At 74.3% G+C, this 16059-nt stretch carries 20 protein-coding genes; 9 read left to right on the top strand and 11 right to left on the bottom strand.

The annotated features are described in order from the left end of the window. Nucleotides 1-102 precede the first annotated feature (102 nt). The 3 genes from P3T27_RS03190 to P3T27_RS03180 are packed head-to-tail and all read right to left on the bottom strand — an operon-like array spanning nucleotide 103 to nucleotide 2933. Complete coding sequence (locus P3T27_RS03190; protein ID WP_280674166.1) at nucleotides 103-1638, bottom strand: AMP-binding protein; 1536 nt, start codon at nucleotides 1636-1638, stop codon at nucleotides 103-105. Nucleotides 1639-1689: 51 nt separating this feature from the next. Further along, a complete protein-coding gene (locus P3T27_RS03185; protein ID WP_280674165.1) occupies nucleotides 1690-2088 on the bottom strand; it encodes a MerR family transcriptional regulator in 399 nt (132 codons plus the stop codon). A gap of 32 nt (nucleotides 2089-2120) precedes the next feature. After that, complete coding sequence (locus tag P3T27_RS03180; protein WP_280674164.1) at nucleotides 2121-2933, bottom strand: SDR family oxidoreductase; 813 nt, start codon at nucleotides 2931-2933, stop codon at nucleotides 2121-2123. A gap of 102 nt (nucleotides 2934-3035) precedes the next feature. Between P3T27_RS03180 and P3T27_RS03175 the strand changes: the two genes are divergently transcribed. From P3T27_RS03175 to P3T27_RS03165, 3 genes are read left to right on the top strand one after another with little or no spacing between them, the layout of a single operon-like run. After that, nucleotides 3036-3158 carry a hypothetical protein gene (locus P3T27_RS03175; protein ID WP_280674163.1) on the top strand — a complete coding sequence of 41 codons (123 nt, stop codon included), beginning with the start codon at nucleotides 3036-3038 and terminating at the stop codon, nucleotides 3156-3158. Beyond that, the gene (locus P3T27_RS03170; protein WP_280674162.1) at nucleotides 3155-3715 is read left to right on the top strand and encodes a GNAT family N-acetyltransferase; all 561 of its coding nucleotides are present in this window, start codon (nucleotides 3155-3157) and stop codon (nucleotides 3713-3715) included. The genes P3T27_RS03175 and P3T27_RS03170 overlap by 4 nt, the downstream gene beginning before the upstream one ends. Before the next feature lie 10 nt (nucleotides 3716-3725). Next, nucleotides 3726-4112 carry a VOC family protein gene (locus tag P3T27_RS03165; protein ID WP_280674161.1) on the top strand — a complete coding sequence of 129 codons (387 nt, stop codon included), beginning with the start codon at nucleotides 3726-3728 and terminating at the stop codon, nucleotides 4110-4112. Nucleotides 4113-4199: 87 nt separating this feature from the next. Here the strand turns inward: P3T27_RS03165 and P3T27_RS03160 are convergent, their stop codons facing one another. Beyond that, the gene (locus P3T27_RS03160) at nucleotides 4200-4793 is read right to left on the bottom strand and encodes a maleylpyruvate isomerase N-terminal domain-containing protein (RefSeq protein ID WP_280674160.1); all 594 of its coding nucleotides are present in this window, start codon (nucleotides 4791-4793) and stop codon (nucleotides 4200-4202) included. Nucleotides 4794-4980: 187 nt separating this feature from the next. On the opposite strand from P3T27_RS03160, the gene P3T27_RS03155 reads away from it, so the two are divergent. Further along, on the top strand, nucleotides 4981-5628 hold the full coding sequence (locus tag P3T27_RS03155; protein ID WP_280674159.1) for an NAD(P)H-binding protein: 648 nt from the start codon (nucleotides 4981-4983) through the stop codon (nucleotides 5626-5628). Between the two features lie 92 nt (nucleotides 5629-5720). Here the strand turns inward: P3T27_RS03155 and P3T27_RS03150 are convergent, their stop codons facing one another. Further along, nucleotides 5721-6503, bottom strand: coding sequence for a class III extradiol ring-cleavage dioxygenase (locus P3T27_RS03150; protein ID WP_280674158.1), 783 nt, complete (start codon nucleotides 6501-6503; stop codon nucleotides 5721-5723). A 118-nt stretch (nucleotides 6504-6621) separates the two neighbouring features. Here P3T27_RS03150 and P3T27_RS03145 point away from each other — a divergent pair, with 118 nt between their 5' ends. Continuing rightward, entirely contained in the window at nucleotides 6622-7089 is a 468-nt protein-coding gene (locus P3T27_RS03145; RefSeq protein ID WP_280674778.1) for a MarR family transcriptional regulator, read from the top strand. A 133-nt stretch (nucleotides 7090-7222) separates the two neighbouring features. On the opposite strand, the gene P3T27_RS03140 is transcribed toward P3T27_RS03145, so the two are convergent. From P3T27_RS03140 to P3T27_RS03130, 3 genes are all read right to left on the bottom strand, one after another. Further along, a complete protein-coding gene (locus P3T27_RS03140; protein ID WP_280674157.1) occupies nucleotides 7223-8473 on the bottom strand; it encodes a DUF6596 domain-containing protein in 1251 nt (416 codons plus the stop codon). 49 nt (nucleotides 8474-8522) lie between these two features. Further along, a complete protein-coding gene (locus P3T27_RS03135; RefSeq protein WP_280674156.1) occupies nucleotides 8523-8888 on the bottom strand; it encodes a YciI family protein in 366 nt (121 codons plus the stop codon). Between the two features lie 150 nt (nucleotides 8889-9038). Next, nucleotides 9039-10652 (bottom strand): PucR family transcriptional regulator, encoded by a 1614-nt coding sequence (locus P3T27_RS03130; protein WP_280674155.1) that lies wholly within the window; start codon nucleotides 10650-10652, stop codon nucleotides 9039-9041. 390 nt (nucleotides 10653-11042) lie between these two features. Here P3T27_RS03130 and P3T27_RS03125 point away from each other — a divergent pair, with 390 nt between their 5' ends. The 3 genes from P3T27_RS03125 (at nucleotide 11043) to P3T27_RS03115 (ending at nucleotide 13450) form a co-directional block, all read left to right on the top strand. Beyond that, nucleotides 11043-11495, top strand: coding sequence for a molybdopterin-dependent oxidoreductase (locus P3T27_RS03125; RefSeq protein WP_280674154.1), 453 nt, complete (start codon nucleotides 11043-11045; stop codon nucleotides 11493-11495). Nucleotides 11496-11663: 168 nt separating this feature from the next. Then, the gene (locus tag P3T27_RS03120; protein ID WP_280674153.1) at nucleotides 11664-12182 is read left to right on the top strand and encodes a GNAT family protein; all 519 of its coding nucleotides are present in this window, start codon (nucleotides 11664-11666) and stop codon (nucleotides 12180-12182) included. Nucleotides 12183-12412: 230 nt separating this feature from the next. Continuing rightward, nucleotides 12413-13450, top strand: coding sequence for a sphingomyelin phosphodiesterase (locus tag P3T27_RS03115; protein ID WP_280674152.1), 1038 nt, complete (start codon nucleotides 12413-12415; stop codon nucleotides 13448-13450). Nucleotides 13451-13478: 28 nt separating this feature from the next. Here the strand turns inward: P3T27_RS03115 and P3T27_RS03110 are convergent, their stop codons facing one another. Both P3T27_RS03110 and P3T27_RS03105 read right to left on the bottom strand, forming a co-directional pair. Beyond that, on the bottom strand, nucleotides 13479-14543 hold the full coding sequence (locus P3T27_RS03110) for a LacI family DNA-binding transcriptional regulator (protein WP_280674151.1): 1065 nt from the start codon (nucleotides 14541-14543) through the stop codon (nucleotides 13479-13481). A 234-nt stretch (nucleotides 14544-14777) separates the two neighbouring features. Next, nucleotides 14778-15029, bottom strand: a complete 252-nt coding sequence (locus tag P3T27_RS03105) for a hypothetical protein (protein ID WP_280674150.1) — start codon at nucleotides 15027-15029, stop codon at nucleotides 14778-14780. 20 nt (nucleotides 15030-15049) lie between these two features. On the opposite strand from P3T27_RS03105, the gene P3T27_RS03100 reads away from it, so the two are divergent. After that, complete coding sequence (locus tag P3T27_RS03100; protein WP_280674776.1) at nucleotides 15050-15247, top strand: EamA family transporter; 198 nt, start codon at nucleotides 15050-15052, stop codon at nucleotides 15245-15247. A gap of 23 nt (nucleotides 15248-15270) precedes the next feature. Here P3T27_RS03100 and P3T27_RS03095 read toward each other — a convergent pair whose 3' ends face one another. Then, on the bottom strand, nucleotides 15271-16032 hold the full coding sequence (locus P3T27_RS03095; protein ID WP_280674149.1) for a GNAT family N-acetyltransferase: 762 nt from the start codon (nucleotides 16030-16032) through the stop codon (nucleotides 15271-15273). Between the last annotated feature and the right edge of the window lie 27 nt (nucleotides 16033-16059).

Below are 16059 nucleotides of genomic sequence, written 5' to 3'. Positions count from 1 at the left end.
GGCCGCCGCGCCCGCCACTCCGTGGAACGCGCAGGTCAGGACTCGCGCCAGAGGTGGTGCCGCGTGTGACGATCTCGCGATGACAAGGGCCGCGGACAGGCCCTAGTTCACCTGCCGCTCCCGCCCCGTCCAGTACGGTTCGCGTAGCCGGAACTTCTGCAGCTTTCCGGTGGCGGTCCGCGGCAGGGCCGTCCGGAACTCCACCGAGGTGGGCGACTTGTAGCCGGCCAGCCGCTGCTTGCAGTGCGCGATCAACTCGGTCTCGGTGACGGCCTCCTGGCCCTCCCGGAGCACCACCAGCGCCTTGACCGTCTCGCCCCACTTCGGATCCGGCACCCCGATCACCGCGGCCTCGGCGACCGCCGGGTGGTCGTACAGGCAGTCCTCCACCTCGATCGAGGAGACGTTCTCCCCGCCGCTGATGATGACGTCCTTCTTCCGGTCGGAGATGGCCAGTTGGCCGTCGGTGAGGGTGCCGCCGTCGCCGGTGTGGAACCAGCCGTCCCGCAGGGCGTCGGCGGTGGCCTCGGGCTGCTGCCAGTAGCCGTCCAGCACGGTGTTGGAGCGCACCAGCACCTCGCCCGACGCGTCGACCCGCAGCCGGGTGCCGAGCGCCGGGGCGCCCGCCTGTACCAGCCGCTCGGCCCGTTCGGCGGCGGGCAGGACGTCCCACTCGGCCCGCGAGCGGTTCACCGTGACGACCGGGGAGGTCTCGGTCAGGCCGTAGAGCTGCATGAACTCCCAGCCCAGCTCGGACTCGACCTGCTGGACCACCGAGGTCGGCGGCGGCGCGCCGGCCACGATCATCCGCACCCGGTCCCGGCCCGGCACCGGGCCGTCCCACTCGGCGGCCGCGTCCAGCACCATCTGGACCACGGCGGGCGCGCCGCTCAGGAAGGTGACCCCGTGCCGCTCGACCCGGCGCAGGATCTCGGGGCCGTCCACCTTGCGCAGCACGATCTGCCGGGCGCCGAGCCCGGTGAGCGCGAACGGCAGGCCCCAGCCGTTGGCGTGGAACATCGGCAGGGTGTGCAGGTAGACGTCCCGGTCGCCGGCGCCGTAGTGCAGGCCCATCAGTACCGCGTTCAGCCAGATGTTGCGGTGGGTGAGCTGAACGCCCTTGGGGCGTGCGGTGGTTCCGCTGGTGTAGTTGATCGTGGCGGTGTCGTTCTCGGAGACGGCGTACCGCCGCGGGGAGGTGTCGACGTCGTAGAGCAGCGCGTCGCTGTCCGCGCCGAGCACGAACGTGTGCTTGGCCGTCACCCCGTCCAGCGCGTCGGCGAGTTCGGGGTCGACCAGCAGGACGGACGCGCCGCTCTGCTCGACGATGTACGACACCTCCTCGGCCTTCAGTCGGAAGTTCACCGGGACCAGCACCCGCCCGTACCCGCTGACCCCGAACAGGGAGGTCAGCAGGCGGGCCGAGTTGTGCGACACGACCGCGACCCGCTCGCCCGGCCCGACACCCAGCCGGTCCAGCCCGGCCGCCTGCGCCCGGGCCAGTTCGGCGACCCGGCGGTAGCTCAGTTCGCCCCAGGATTGGGCGGGTTGCACCGGCTCGTCGACGATGCCGACCCGGTCGCCGTAGACCAGCTCGGCCCGGTCGAGGAAGTCCATCACGGAGAGTGGAATCTGCATGCGCCCACTGTCCTCCCCGGGCCGCCCGCCGCATACCCCCGATCGGAGGTGTCACCCGTCGGAGGCCACCGAAGCCGCGGACGCATCCACCGCACCCGCGGACGCACCCACCGCGGCCAGCGCCGCGACCAGCCGGTCCCGGGTCTCGGCCTGGGCGGCGATCCGGCGTTCCAGCACGGCCAGCCGCGCCCGGGCGATCCGCAGCGCCTCGCCGGACGGCGGCTGTGCCAGGACGTCGCCGTCCAGGCAGCCGAGGAACGACCGGACGTCCTCCAGGGTGAGTCCGGCGGCCACCAGCGCGCGGATGTTGCGTACCCGGACGGCTGCCGTCTCCCCGTACTCCCGGTACCCGTTGGGCGCCCGCTCGGCGGCGAGCAGCCCGGCCTGCTCGTAGTGCCGCAGCGCCCGGACCGTCGCGCCCGTCGCCCGCGCCAGCTCACCGATCCGCACCCGTACGGCCCCCGTCCACGCTGCCCGGCACGTCACTTCACGAGCGCGCCCCCGTCCACCGAGAACACTACTCCGGTGACGAAGGAGGCCTGCGGGGAGGCGAGTTGCACGACCGCCCAGGCGACCTCCTCGGCCCGGCCGATCCGGCCCAGCGGGGTGTGCCCGATCTGCCACTCCCGCAGCGCCGCCAGCTGTTCGGGGCCGTACCCGGAGTGCTCGCCGATGGGCGTCTCGATCGCCCCCGGCGCCACCGCCGCGACCCGGATGCCGCGCGGCGCCAGCTCCACCGCCCAGCAGCGGGTGACCGTCTCCAACGCGGCCTTGCTCGCCGCGTACACCGAGTCCCGCGGCCAGCCGCGCTGGCCGATGGCGGTGCTGATGTTGACGATCACGCCCCGGCTCTCGGCGAGCGCGGGCAGCGCGGCCTGGCCGAGCAGGACCGGGGCGACCAGGTTGGTGCCCAGCACGGACTCGACGCCGTCCCGGGTGAAGTCGCCGAGCCCGCCGCCGCGGACGATCCCCGCGTTGTTGACCAGCACGTCCAGTCGCCCGTACCGCTCCAGCGTCTCCCGGACGATCGCCTCCGGTGCGCCCGGCCCGGTGACGTCCGCGACCAGCGGCTCGATCCGCCCCGGGTACCCGGCCGCGGTCTCCGCCAGCGGTTCGGCCCGCCGCCCGACCGCCACCACCCGCACCTGCGGCCCCTGCGCCGCGAACGCCCGCGCGGTCTCCCGCCCGATCCCCGTCCCGGCCCCGGTGACCACCACGACCCGCTGCCGCGTCGCCTCTTCGCCGCTCGCGTTGTTCTCGCGGTTCTCGTTGCTCTCGTTGCTCTCGCCGTTCATGCCGTCACCCTCCGACCCTGCCGCCAACGTCAGGGTCAAGCGGCAGAATGCCCCGCGTAGGAAGATCACAGCGAACGTCACGCACCCACGGGGAGAACCACCATGAGCGACGAACGACCAGGTACCCTCCACGACGCCGTCAGCGGCCACCCGGCGACCCCGGTCGGCACCGACCCGGGCGAGCCGGGCCCCACCCCGCGTCGGGGCCGGGAGGGCCTGCAGTGACTGCCGCCATCACCGCGAACCCGATAGCCGACGGCCTGCTGCTGCGCCCCTTCGAGGACGCGGACGCACCGGCCCTGATCGAGGTGTACCGGGACGAGACGCTGCGCCACTTCACCCGGATCCCGGTGGGGAACGCCGAACAGGCCGCGCACTGGCTCGAATTGCAGTACCGGGGCCGGGCGGAGGGCCGCCGGTACAGCTTCGCCGTCCTGGAGCCCGGCACGGGCGAACTGGTCGGCAACGTCGCGCTCAAGCGCGGCACCCCGGGCGGGGAGGCCGCCGAGGTGGGCTACTGGACGGCGGCCGCCGCCCGCGGCCGGGGGGTGGCCCCGCGCGCGGTCGAGTCGCTGACCGCCTGGGCCTTCGAGGCCTTCGCCGACGACGGCCTGGTCCGGATCGACCTGCTGCACCAGGTGGACAACCTCGCCTCCTGCCGGGTCGCGGAGAAGAGCGGCTACGCCTTCCAGGAGGTGCTGACGGCCCTCCCGCCGGAGTTCCCGCTCGACGGCCACCGGCACTCCCGGAAAAGGCTGGACGGATCCGAACAGGCCAGGTGAGAGTATGCGCATGGCTTCTCTGGTACGACATGTGACGATCGACTGCGCCGACCCGTTCGGCCTCGCGGGGTTCTGGGCGCAGGCGCTGGACAGCATCGTGGGCGAGGACGACAACCCGGGCGACGAGGAGGCGCTGGTGGAGTCCGCCGGGGCCTCGCTGCTGTTCATCCGGGTGCCCGACGGCAAGTCGGTGAAGAACCGGGTCCACCTCGACCTCCAACCGCAGGACCGCAGCCGGGACGAGGAGGTGGAGCGCCTGGTCGCCCTGGGCGCGACGGTGCTCGCGGACCGCCGGACCCCGGACGGCAAGGGCTGGGTCACCATGGCCGACCCCGAGGGCAACGAGTTCTGCGTCGAGCGCAGCCAGGCCGAGCGGATCGCCACCGGCAACGCCTGATCCCTCGGCAACGCCTGAGTTCCCGACAGCACCCGTGTCGTCGGCAGCACCTGAGCGACCGGCAACTCCCGAGCACATCGGGCCCGATCAGGCCGGCCACTCACCCACGGCCGCCCGCCAGTTCCACGAGGACTTGCGCGGGCGGCCGTTCAGTTCCCCGCGCCCGGTGCACCAGAGCAGCACGTCCGCCGGCGCGGCGCCGGGCTCGTCGGGGGCGTGCGGGAAGAGGCGGTCGAGGACGAGGACGCAGAGGTCGACGGGGGGCTGCCAGGGCAGGCCGAGGCCGCGGGCGATGTCGTGGGTGTGCAGGAGGGTCTCGGCGACGCCCATCGCGGCGAAGCCGGGCGGGTCGCAGGGGCCGTGGTGGTAGGCGCGCAGCTCGGGCGGGGCGGCGTCGAGGGCGGTGGCGAGCAGCCGCCCGGCGGCGGTGACGACGGTCAGCACCTGGGCCGGGCCGGTGTCGGGGCGGACGGTGAGGTCGAGCGGCAGGTACCGGTCGGTGGGGCGGGCGGCGAGCTGGCCGGCGTAGGCGAGCAGGTCGTGCGCGAGGTGGGCGGCGGTGTCGCGGCAGCTCCACTCCAGCAGTCCGGCCGGGGCGCCCCAGTCGCGGTCCTCGGTGTGCGGGGTCAGGGCCCGGAGGGAGGCTTCCAGTGCGGTGCGTACCGCGTCGCCGTTGCGCACGATCACTCCTTCGGTGGATCGTCACACGATAGGCCGACGCCCCGAGCCCGCACAGCGCGTCCGTCCGATAATCGACCCTGTCTGACGCCATGTCGCGGCGACCTTCCCGCTACGGCGGCTCCCCGCCCCGGCGAACCCCCGCCGCGACGTCCCCGTCGCGACGCCCACAGAGACAGGCAGGTACCCCATGGCCAGAATCGCCGTGATCGGCGCCAACGGCACCATCGGCAGCGCCATCGTCGCGGAGGCGGCGGCACGCGGGCACGTGGTCACCGCCGTGGTCCGCGACCCGGACCGCTACCGGGGCGAGGCCGCCTTCGTCGAGCGCGCGGACGTCCTGGACCCGGCGGAGGTGGCCCGGATCGCGGCCGGCCAGGACGTCCTGGTGAGCGCCGTCGGCGGCGGCAACGGCCCGGGACACCTGGCGCTGATCGAGCCGGCCGCCCGCTCGCTGGTGGAGGGCCTGCGCTCGCTCGGCGAGCGGGCGCCCCGGCTGGTCGCGGTCGGCGGCGCGGGCAGCCTGGAGACCGCGCCGGGCGTGCGGGCCTGGGACGCGCCGGGGCTGCCGGAGCCGGTGCTGCAGACCATGCACGCGCACGGCGCGGCGCTGGACTACTACCGGACGGTCTCCGACGTCCGCTGGACGGTGCTCAGCCCGGCCGCCGAGATCGGCCCGGGGGAGCGGACCGGCCGCTACCGGACGGGCCTGGAACAGTTGCTCACGGACGCCGCCGGGCACAGCCGGATCTCGGTGCCGGACTACGCGGTGGCCCTGGTCGACGAGGTCGACCAGCCCGAGCACATCGGTGAGCGCTACACCTGCTGCTCCCTGTAGCGCCCGACCTGTGGTGCCCCACCGGTGGAGTCCAGACCTGTGGTGCCCCACCCGTGGTGCCCGGCCCGCGGAGCCCGGCCCGGAGCCCCCGGTCAGCCCAGCTGGATCGACCGCTTGGCGAGCCCCATCCAGAACCCGTCGATGACGCTGCGCTGGCTGCCGAGGTCGGCCTCGCCGGCACCGAGGGTGACGAACAGCGGGGCGAAGTGCTCGGTGCGCGGGTGCGCGAGCCGTCCGGCGGGGGCCTTGTGCTCGAAGTCGAGCAGCGCGTCCAGGTCGCGGGCGTCCAGGGCGCGCCGGCCCCAGTCGTCGAACTCGGCCATCACCGAGCTGATCCGGCCGTCGCTGCTGAGCGCCCGCAGGTTGTGGGTGAAGAAGCCGCTGCCGACGATCAGCACGCCCTCGTCGCGCAGCGGGGCGAGCCGGCGGCCGATCTCCAGCAGCCGCTGCGGGTCGAGCGTGGGCATGGAGATCTGGAGGACCGGGATGTCGGCCTCCGGGAACATCTCCACCAGCGGGACGTACGCGCCGTGGTCGAGCCCGCGGTCGGGGATGTCCTGGACGGGCGTGCCGGGCGCGCGCAGCAGCTTGCGGACGCGGTCGGCGAGCTCCGGTGCGCCGGGAGCGGCGTACTCGACCCGGTAGTAGTGCTCGGGGAAGCCCCAGAAGTCGTACACCAGCGGCACGGTGGTGACGGCGCCGAGGGCGAGCGGGGCCTCCTCCCAGTGGGCGGAGACCATCAGGATGGCCTTGGGCCGGGGCAGGTCGGCGGACCAGGCAGCCAGTTCACCGGGCCAGATCGGGTCGTCGGCGAGCGGCGGCGCGCCGTGCGAGAGGTACAGGGCGGGCATACGCTCGGGGGCCGCGGTGCTCATGGCGTCCTCCTCCGGGTCGGATGGAAAGAGAAGTAGTTCAAATTTGAACCTCTCTCCACTGACCGTACACCTTGGTTCGAATTTGAACAACGGGAGTAGGCTTCACCACATGTCCACACTGAACGAACCCCGCTGGCTGGACCAGGACGAGATGGCCGCCTGGCGGGGCTTCGTCGTCGCGAGCAACCTGCTCAACCGCCGGCTGGAGCGCCAGCTCAAGGACGACTCCGGCCTCTCGCACCAGCAGTACGAGATCCTGGTGCACCTGTCCGCCGCCCCGGCCGGCTCGCTGCGGATGACCGAACTCGCCGACAAGCTGGTCACCTCCAAGAGCGGCCTCACCTACCAGGTCACCCAACTGGAGCGGATGGGCCTGGTCGCCCGCCGCTCCTGCCCCAGCGACGTGCGCGGCGTCATCGCCGAACTCACCGACCAGGGGCGGGAGACGCTGCGGCAGGCCGCGCCCGGGCACGTCGCCCTGGTCCGCGAGCTGCTGATCGACGTGCTCACCCGCGAGCAGCTGGCCGTGCTCGCCGAGGGCCTCGGCCAGGTCAGCGCCCGGCTGCGCCTCGACGACACGCCCTGACCCCCACGCCCTGACCCAGGCCCGGTGACCCCACGTCCTGACCCAGGCCCTGATCCGCTCCCGGCCGAGCACCCTGGCCCGCGTGGCCAGGGTGCTCGGCTGAGCGCCCGTCCGCGCGCCCGGCTACGCCCGGCTAGGCGTCCGGCCGGGCGCCCCCGCCGAGCGCGGCCGCCCGCCCCCGCAGCAGCTCCCGCTCCCGCTCGTTGCGGGTCAGCTCCGCCGCGCGCTCGAACTCCGTCCGGGCCTCCGCCGCCCGCCCGAGCCGGGCCAGCAGATCGCCCCGCACGCTCGGCAGCAGGTGGTACCCGCGCAGCGCCGGCTCCGCCGCCAACTCGTCCACCAGCTCCAGCGCGGCCGCCGGGCCCTGCGCCATCGAGACGGCCACGGCCCGGTTCAGCGCCACCACGGGGGACGGCGTCAGCACCAGCAGCCGCCCGTACAGCGCGGCGATCGTCGCCCAGTCGGTGTCCTGGTAGCGCGCCGCCTTGGCGTGGCAGGCGGCGATCGCGGCCTGCACCGCGTACGGCCCGGTGCCGGCCCGCCCCAGCGCGTCGAAGCCCCGCCGGATGAGCAGCCCGTCCCAGCGGGTGCGGTTCTGCTCCGCCAGCAGGACGGGCCGTCCGTCGGGCCCCGTCCGGGCGGCCGTCCGCGAGGCCTGGAACTCCAGCAGCGCGGCCAGCCCGTGCACCTCCGGTTCGGCGGGCATCAGCCCGGCCAGCACCCGGGCCAGCCGCAGCGCGTCCTCGCACAGCTGCGGGCGCAGCAGGTCGTCCCCGGAGGTGGCCGAGTAGCCCTCGTTGAAGACCAGGTAGATGACCTCCAGCACCGAGGAGAGCCGCTCCGCGCGGTCCTCCCCGTACGGCACCTCGAACGGTATCCGGGCCGTGGCCAGCGCCCGCTTGGCCCGGACGATCCGCTGGGCCACGGTCGGTTCGGGCACCAGGAACGCCCGGGCGATCTCCGGTGTGGTCAGCCCGCCGAGCAGTCGCAGGGTGAGTGCGATCCGGGCCTCCGCGGACAGCACCGGGTGGCAGGCGGTGAAGATCAGCCGCAGCAGATCGTCGTCGATGTCGTCCGGCTCGACCGGCTCCGGGGGCGGGACGTCCTCCAACGACCGCCCCACCTCGGCGAGTTTGCGGGCGTACACGTCCCGGCGGCGGACCAGGTCGATCGCCCGGTGCTTGGCGGCGGCCGTCAGCCAGGCGCCCGGATTGTCCGGGACGCCCGACCGTGGCCACTGCTCCAGCGCGGCCACCAGGGCGTCCTGCGCCAACTCCTCGGCGATGCCCACGTCCCGCACGATCCGGGTGACCCCGGCGATGATCCGTGCGGACTCGATCCTGAACACCGTCTCGACGGCCGCCGCCGCATCCCTCTCCGTCACGGGCACCCATCAGAGCAGCCGGCGGAGAGGGAGGCAAACACCACCACGGTTACGGCTGCGGCATCTCCTCGATCTGCCGGACCTCCGCCTCGACCGTCCAGCTCGCCGGGTGGGTGCTCAGGAAGCGGCGGGTCCACTCCAGGGCCTCCGCCTTGTCCTTGCACTGCAGGATGGCGTAGCCGCCGACGACCTCCTTGGTCTCGGTGAACGGCCCGTCGGTGTAGCCGACCTTCCCGTTGCTCCAGGTGACCCGGGTGCCCTGGGCGGTCGGGGTCAGCCCGGAGGTCTCCAGCATCACCCCGGCCTTGGTGATCTCCTCGAACAGGGCCCCCATCCGCTTGTCGAAGTCCGGGTCGGGCTCGAACCCGGCAGCGGCCTGCTCGTCGATACGGATCAGCGTCATGAAGCGCGGCATGGTGACTCCTCGGTCGGACGGGCGGGGCCTCTCCCCACCTCTCACCCCTGCGTCGAACGGGCCGGCGCCGGATCGACACCGGCCCGGAAATATCTTTCTCCGCCCTCGCCGGCCTCGCCGCCCGGGGCTCCCGCCGGGGCCTACCGGGGCCTACCGGGCGGCCGGGGCCGGCTGCGGGGCGCAGAGCAGGGCCGCGCGCAGGTCGAGCCGGTCCCGCAGGCGGGCCAGGTTGCGGCCGGTCAGCTCCTCGATCCGGCGGATCCGATAATGAACGGTATTGACGTGGATGTGCAGCGACTCCGCCGTCCGTGCCCAGGAGCCGTCGTGGTCCAGGAAGACCGCCAGGGTGCCCAGCAGCGAGACGCTGTTCTCCCGGTCGTGGGCGGCCAGCGGGGCCAGCAGCCGGGCGTGGAAGGCGGCCGTCACCTCCGGCGGGATGCCGCGCAACAGCCCGTCCAGCGAGTCCAGTTCGGCGGCGCTGCCGACCGGCCCGGCCGAGCCCTCCAGCACGTACCGGGCCTGTACCAGCGCCGCCCGCAGTGCGGCGGGCTCGGGCGGGACGGCCGGCCCGACTCCCACCCGTAGGGTGCGTCGGCCGGTCAGCCGGGCCTGCAGCGCGGGGCGGGCCCGGCGCAGCCGTTCGGCGACCTGCTCGGCCGGCGCGGCCACCAGCGCGGCGGACCGCCCGGCGCGGTCCGTCCCGGTGGCGTACGGTACGCCGAGCGGGTGAAGCGCCTCGGCCAGCGCGTACGCGGCCCAGGCTGCGGGCACGCCCCCGTCCGCCGCGCCCTCGCCTCCCGCGCCCCCGTCCGCCGCGCCCTCGCCTCCCGCGCCCCCGTCCGCCGTGCCCTCGCCTCCCGTGCCCTCGCCTCCCGCGGTCCCGTCCGCCCGGCCGCCGTCGATCCGCGCGGTGACCGCCACCAGCGCCTCGGCCCCGCCCAGTCCGCAGGCGGCGAGCGGCCCGGCGAGCCCGCCCTCCCCGGCGAGCGCGTCCAGCAGCCGCCCGGCGGCCCGGCGCCGGGCGCCCGCGGCGGCGTGGGCACGGGCGGCGAGCGGGGCGAGCAGGTCGGCCAGGCCCTGCAGCATCGGTTCGGCCGCCGCCGTACGCAGGTGCGGGCGCAGCCGCCAGCCGTCGAACGGCGAGCCGTCCTGCGGTCCGACCGGCAGCCCGGTGTCGCCGCGCCCGGCGGCGGCCGGGGCGGGTGTGGCGGTGGCGGCGACGGCCCGGCCGCCGGTGGTGGTGATCGAGCAGTCCGGCACCCCGAGCCGGCCGACCGCGTGGGCCAGCACCTCACCGGCCTCGGCGTCCGCGCGCAGCAGGTCGAGCAGCTCGCGCCGGACGGTCTCCGGGATCGCCGCCGTGTCCTGGGCGCCGGCCCGCAGGTCGCCCCAGAGCCGCAGGTAGACCCGGTCGGTGACGGCGCGGAAGCTGACCCCGGCGGGCACCGCCAGCAGCGGGATGCCGTGGGTGCGGCAGGCGTCGGCGAGGCTGTCCGGGATGCTGCCGTGGGTGCCCTCGCCCGCCAGCAGCGCCGCCACGCCCGCGCTGCGCAGGGCGGTGGCGAAGCGCAGCGCGCCGGAGGCGTCGGCGGGCTGCCACCAGACCAGGCCGGTGAGGACGAGTTCGCCGGGCTGGAGGTAGCGGGCCGGGTCCTGGAGGTCGGTGGAGCTGACCCCGGTGATCGGGCGGTCGAGCAGGTCCGGTGTGCCCCAGGCCAGGCGGATGTCCAGGTCGTCGAGGTGCAGCAGGTCGCCGACGATCATCTCTCGCTCATCTCTCGCTCGCTCTCGCCCTTGTGCGCTGGACGGGACCACGTCTCGCACGTGCAAGGTTCAGGTGCGCACAGGCATCGTAAATGCAGGTGGGGCGGCGGCAATTCTTCTTGTCGGATCATCCAGCGAGGGGGCCCCGGAGTGGTGCGGGGAACCAGTCGTCCGCCCGATTGCCGGGTTGCTTCAATCGGTGCGGGGCGCGTCGAGCCGTCTCCTCCGGCGCGCCCCCTCCGAGTCCGCAGATGCTGGCTGAAAGTGTTTCGGCCCATCGCAGATGCCGCTGAAATAATCCTTTCAGCGCCGCAGCTGCGAATGTCCTGGACTCCCCTCGGGTAACCCTCTCCCGGGCCGCGGCGCCGCGGCCCGGGAGGAGGGAGCACCATGACCCCGTCGAGACCCACCGTCCGGCTGCACGGTCACCTCGACCGGCCCGCCGAACTGACGGTCGAGCAGCTGCGCACCCTCCCCGCGCACCGCGTCGAGGTCGGCTTCGACTGCCTGTCCGAGGGCGAGCAGCGGCACGGTTACGAGGGGCCCGCGCTCTGGGACGTGCTGCGCGCCGCCCGGCCCCGGATCGACTTCTCCGGCCGCAAGCAGCGGCTGCGCTTCCTGGTGTCGGTCAGCGGCGCGGACGGCCACCGGGCCGTGGTGTCGTGGGCCGAGATCGATCCCGACTTCGGTGGCCAGCGGATCCTGCTGGCCACCAGCATGGACGGCGCCCCGCTGGACGCCGCCGGCCCGCAGCTCGTCGTCCCCGACGACCACTGCGGCGCCCGCTACGTCAGCGGGGTCACTGCCGTCTGGCTCGGCCCCCTGGGCGAACCGGCGGCCTGAGCCCGGCCCCGGCCCGAGCCCTGGCCCTGACCTGAGCCCCGACCCGAGCCCCGGCCGGAGCCCGGAAGTCGGCCGCCGCCCGCCCGCCGCGGCCCCCTGGTGGCGGGGTCGCGGGCGGTGCGGTAAAGCCGCTCGCCGGGCGGTGATTTCCGTGCCAACATGCCCCATATGGGGACGATTCTGCACGGTGCTCTCGTCACACTCCGCCCGGCCACGTCCGACGACGTCCCGGCCCTGGTGGTCATCCGCGGCACGCCCGAGGTGTTCGCCCGCTGGAGGGGCGGCGACGACCTGGCCGCCGCGGTCGCCACCGATCTGGAGGAGCCCGACACCGAGACCTTGGCCGTCGAGCTGGGTGGCCGGGTGGTCGGCGCCATCCAGTGGTACGCCAACAACGACGACGAGTACCGGCACGCCGGCATCGACCTCTACCTGGACCCGGAGGTGCACGGCCTGGGCCTGGGCACCGACGCCGTCCGCACCCTGGCCCGCCACCTGGTGCACGTCCACCACTACCACCGGCTGATCATCGACCCGGCCGCGGACAACATCGCCGCGATCCGCTGCTACAGCAAGGTCGGCTTCCGTCCGGTCGGCACCATGCGCCAGTACGAGCGCGGCCCGGACGGCACCTGGCACGACAACCTGCTGATGGATCTGCTCGCGGACGAACTGGTCGAGGGCTGACGGCGCACCTCGGCACCCCCGACGACGGGTGCAAGGGTGTACAGACATCTTGTCTCTCACCCACCCAGACCTGTACAGACATCTCATGGCCACAGTTGCGATCGCAACTGATCTCCTGGCGTTCTTCCCGACGTACCGGGCAGTAGCTACCGTTCCGCTGCCATCCCCGACGGCCGCCACCCCCGGCGCCGTCGGGCCCGCAGGGTAGACGAATCCCCAGGAGAACGCCCATGCTCTCGCGCCGTACGGCCACCGCCCTCACCTCGGCGGCCGCCGCCGCACTGCTGTTCGGCGGTACCGCCCCGACCGCCTCCGCCGGCACCCAGGCAGGCGCGACCACGCTGTCCGTCCTCGCCTTCAACGTCGATCTCGGCACCGCCGTCGTCGACAGCACCCAGAACGAGCAGGCCGCCCGCCGCACCCCGGTGATCGAGCAGATCGTCCGTCAGCACAACGCCGATGTGGTCGTCCTGGACGAGCAGTTCAACAACAGCTCGACCGCCGACATCAACAGCAAGCTCGCCGACCTCTACCCGTACCGCACCCCGGTGGTCGGCCAGACCTGCTCCGGCGGCGGCTGGACCGGCGTCAGCGGCAACTGCTCCAGCTCGTGGTTCGTCATCAACGGCGGCACGATGATCCTCTCCAAGTACCCGATCACCGCCCAGTACGCGCACGTCTTCGCCAACTCGACCTACGGCACCTGGGACTACCACGCCGACAAGGGCGCGGCGCTGGTCCGGGTGAACAAGAACGGCAGCTCCGCCTGGGTCGTCGGCACCCACCTGCAGGCCGACGAGTCGGACGTCTCCACCGACACCACCCAGTCCACCCGGCTCGGCCAGCTCGCCGAGATCCGCGCCTGGGTCGACGGGATCGTCGGCAGCAGCGCACCGGTCCTGATCGGTGGCGACCTCAACGTCGAGTACTTCCACGGCCAGAGCCGCGGCGACTACGCCAACGCCCAGTCCGCCGTGGGCGGCGTCCTCGGCACCCCGGCCACCGATCCGAGCCAGCCGCGGACCACCATGGACTGCCCGGTCTCCGCGTGGTGCCAGTACATGGCGGACGTCGAGACCTTCCCCAAGGACTACCGGGACGACCTCGACTACCTCGGCTACCTCAACGCCCCGGGCCGCCCGGTGCCGGCCGCGATGTCCACCGTGAAAATCGACTTCGACCCGCAGGCGGGCTGGACCCCGGGCGGGCAGGACACCCTGGCCCCGAGCGACCACTACCCGGTCGAGGCCACCTTCCAGCTGAACTGACCCAGGCCCGATCCGGTCTGACGGAACGTCAGACCAGGGCTGTGGCGGTGACTCCGGCCGTGACTGCGGTCGCCCGGTCCGGCGCCGGGCAGCCGCAGGAGCGCCGCAGCACCAACCGCGCGGGGAAGGTCCGCGCACCGGTGGAGCACCGCTCGGCCCCGCCGAGCACCAGGTCCACCGCGGCGCGGGCCATCTCGTCCTGCGCGGTCGCGACGGTGGTCAGCGCCGGGCCGGCGATCACCGCCTCGGCGATGTCGTCGAAGCCGGCCACCGCCAGCTGCTCCGGCACCCGGATGCCCAGGTCGTCGGCGGCCCGCAGCAGGCCGATCGCCTGGTCGTCCGTCGTGCAGAACACGGCGGACGGCCGGTCGGGCCGCGCCAGCAGGGTGAGCGCCTCGGCGTGCGCCCGGACGCGGTCGAACGGCGCCGGGACGAGCCGGCCCTCGGTCGCCAGCCCGGCCTCGGCCAGGGCGGCGGCCCAGCCGGCCGTCCGCCCGGTGACCGGGTCGTGCGGGCTGAGCGCGAGGGTGCCGCCGAAGCAGTGCACCTCGGCGTGGCCGTGCCCGAGCAGGTGCCGGACCACCTCGCGGGCGCCGCCCTCGTCGTCCGCCACCACCGCGACGCCGTCGGCGCTCTCCGCCCGGTGGTGCAGCAGCACGACCGGCGTGCCGTCGCCCACGTCGAAGCCGGTGAGTCCGGGCGTGGCCGGGTCCTGGGTGACCAGGATCAGCCCGTCCACCTGCATGCCGAGGAACGCGCGGATGTAGTGCGCCTCGCGCTCGTCCACGTAGTCGGAGTTGCCGATCAGCAGCAGCCGGCCGTGCTCGGCGGCGGCCTGTTCGACCGCGTGCGCGAGCCCGGCGAAGAACGGCTGGCGGGCGTCCGGTACGACCATGCCGAGCAGGTCGGTCCGCCGTCGCGCCATCGCCTGGGCGACCCGGTTGGGGCGGTAGCCCAGTTCCTCGACCGCCGCGAGCACCCGCGCCCGGGTCGCCGGCGCCACCGGCCGCGGCCCGTCGTTGATCACATAACTCACGACCGCCGTGGACGTCCCCGCCACCCGCGCCACATCGTCCCGTGTCACCCTCGCCATGCCCGCGAGCCTACACAGCACCCCCGACCGGCCCGGGTTCCCACCGCCGCCGCCCCGATCGGGCCCTGATCGGCCGCCTGCGGCTGCGGCGCCCGCAGCCCGGCACCGAGGGTGGCGGGACAGCCGCCAACGTGGTGCTGCAGTTCATGGCGGCGGCGATGTGGGCGCGGGAGCTGTCCGTGCCGGCGCCGCCGGCCCCGGACGGGTGAATCCCGCTCAGGACGTGCGGTCCGCTCAGTACGTATGGTCCGCGGTGACGTCCGCCGAGAGGGTGTCGGCGAGGGCCCGGGCGGCGGGGTCGCGGTCGTCGGCGGGGGCCGGGGTGGCGGCGGGGGAGTGCCGGGCGGCGGCGATCTTCAGCTCCTGGTAGCCGCGGAAGCCGAGCCGCTGGCAGGCCCGGACCACGGAGGAGGGCGCGGTGCCGGCCAGCGCGGCCACGTCGCTGACGCTCAGGTGCACCAGGTCGGCGCCCCGGTCGAGCACCACCTGGGCGACCCGCGGTCTCGCTGACCGCCTACGGCCTGGTGGTGTGGGCGCAGTCCCGGGGAGACCTGGCGACGATCGCGGCGCTGCGTGAGACCAGCATCGTGATCGCCGCCCTGATCGCCACCGTGGTCTTCCGGGAGCGCCTCGGACGGCTGCGGCTGACCGCCAGCATCACCGTGCTGGCGGGGATCGCCGTCCTGGAACTGGCCCGGCCCTAGGGGGTGTTGGACCGTGCCGGGGCCTACTCCTGCTCCGGCACGATCACGGTCAGCGCGGTGGTCAGCAGTTCGAAGCCCAGCGATGCGTAGAGCCGGCGGGCCGGGTTGCCCTCGGTGACGGCCAACTGGACCTCGGCGAGCCCGCGTTCGGCGGCGTCGGCGACCGTCAGGCGCAGCAGGTCCGCGCCGAGGCCCCGGTAGCCGAGGTCCGGGTGGCGGAAGACCTCGCCGACCCACGGCACGCCGTCGCGGTGGGTGAGGATGAGCCCGGCCACCACCCGGTCGTCCGCGTCCACGGCGAGCAGACTGGACGGCAGCACCGGCCCGATGACCTCCCCGGCGAGCAGCGGGGTGAGCCGCTCCGCCAGCGCCTGCCGGTCGTCGCCCGCGAAGTGGTCCGGGTGCCCGGGGGCGAACGCGGCCCGCCAGGCCGCGAACAGTTCCTCGGGCGCGCGGTCGCAGGGCACGGCCCGCAGGCCGTCCCGCAGCGGCGCCCCGGCCCAGTCGGCGGGCGGGGCGTCGGCGACCAGGTCGCGCCGCATGACGTGGGCGTGCCGGAGCACGGTCGCGCCGTGGTCCAGCAGGGCCTGGCCGAGCTCGGCGGTGCCGGACACCACCCACCCGGCCATCTCGGTACGGATGAACTCCACCGGGTCGGTGCCGCCGCTCCCGTCCACCACCTCCAGCAGGTCGGCCCAGGGCCGACCCGCCCGCTCGCCCGGGAGGTAGCGCACCACCGCCGCGCCCTCGCCGTTCCGTCCGATCACCCGGTCAGCCTCGGTCACACCCAGCCCCATTCGCACGATCATTCG

It is taken from the genome of Kitasatospora sp. MAA19, assembly GCF_029894125.1.
GTDB lineage: Bacteria > Actinomycetota > Actinomycetes > Streptomycetales > Streptomycetaceae > Kitasatospora.
Note: the sequence above shows the minus strand (reverse complement) of the source record. Positions and strands in the feature narration are given on the sequence as shown.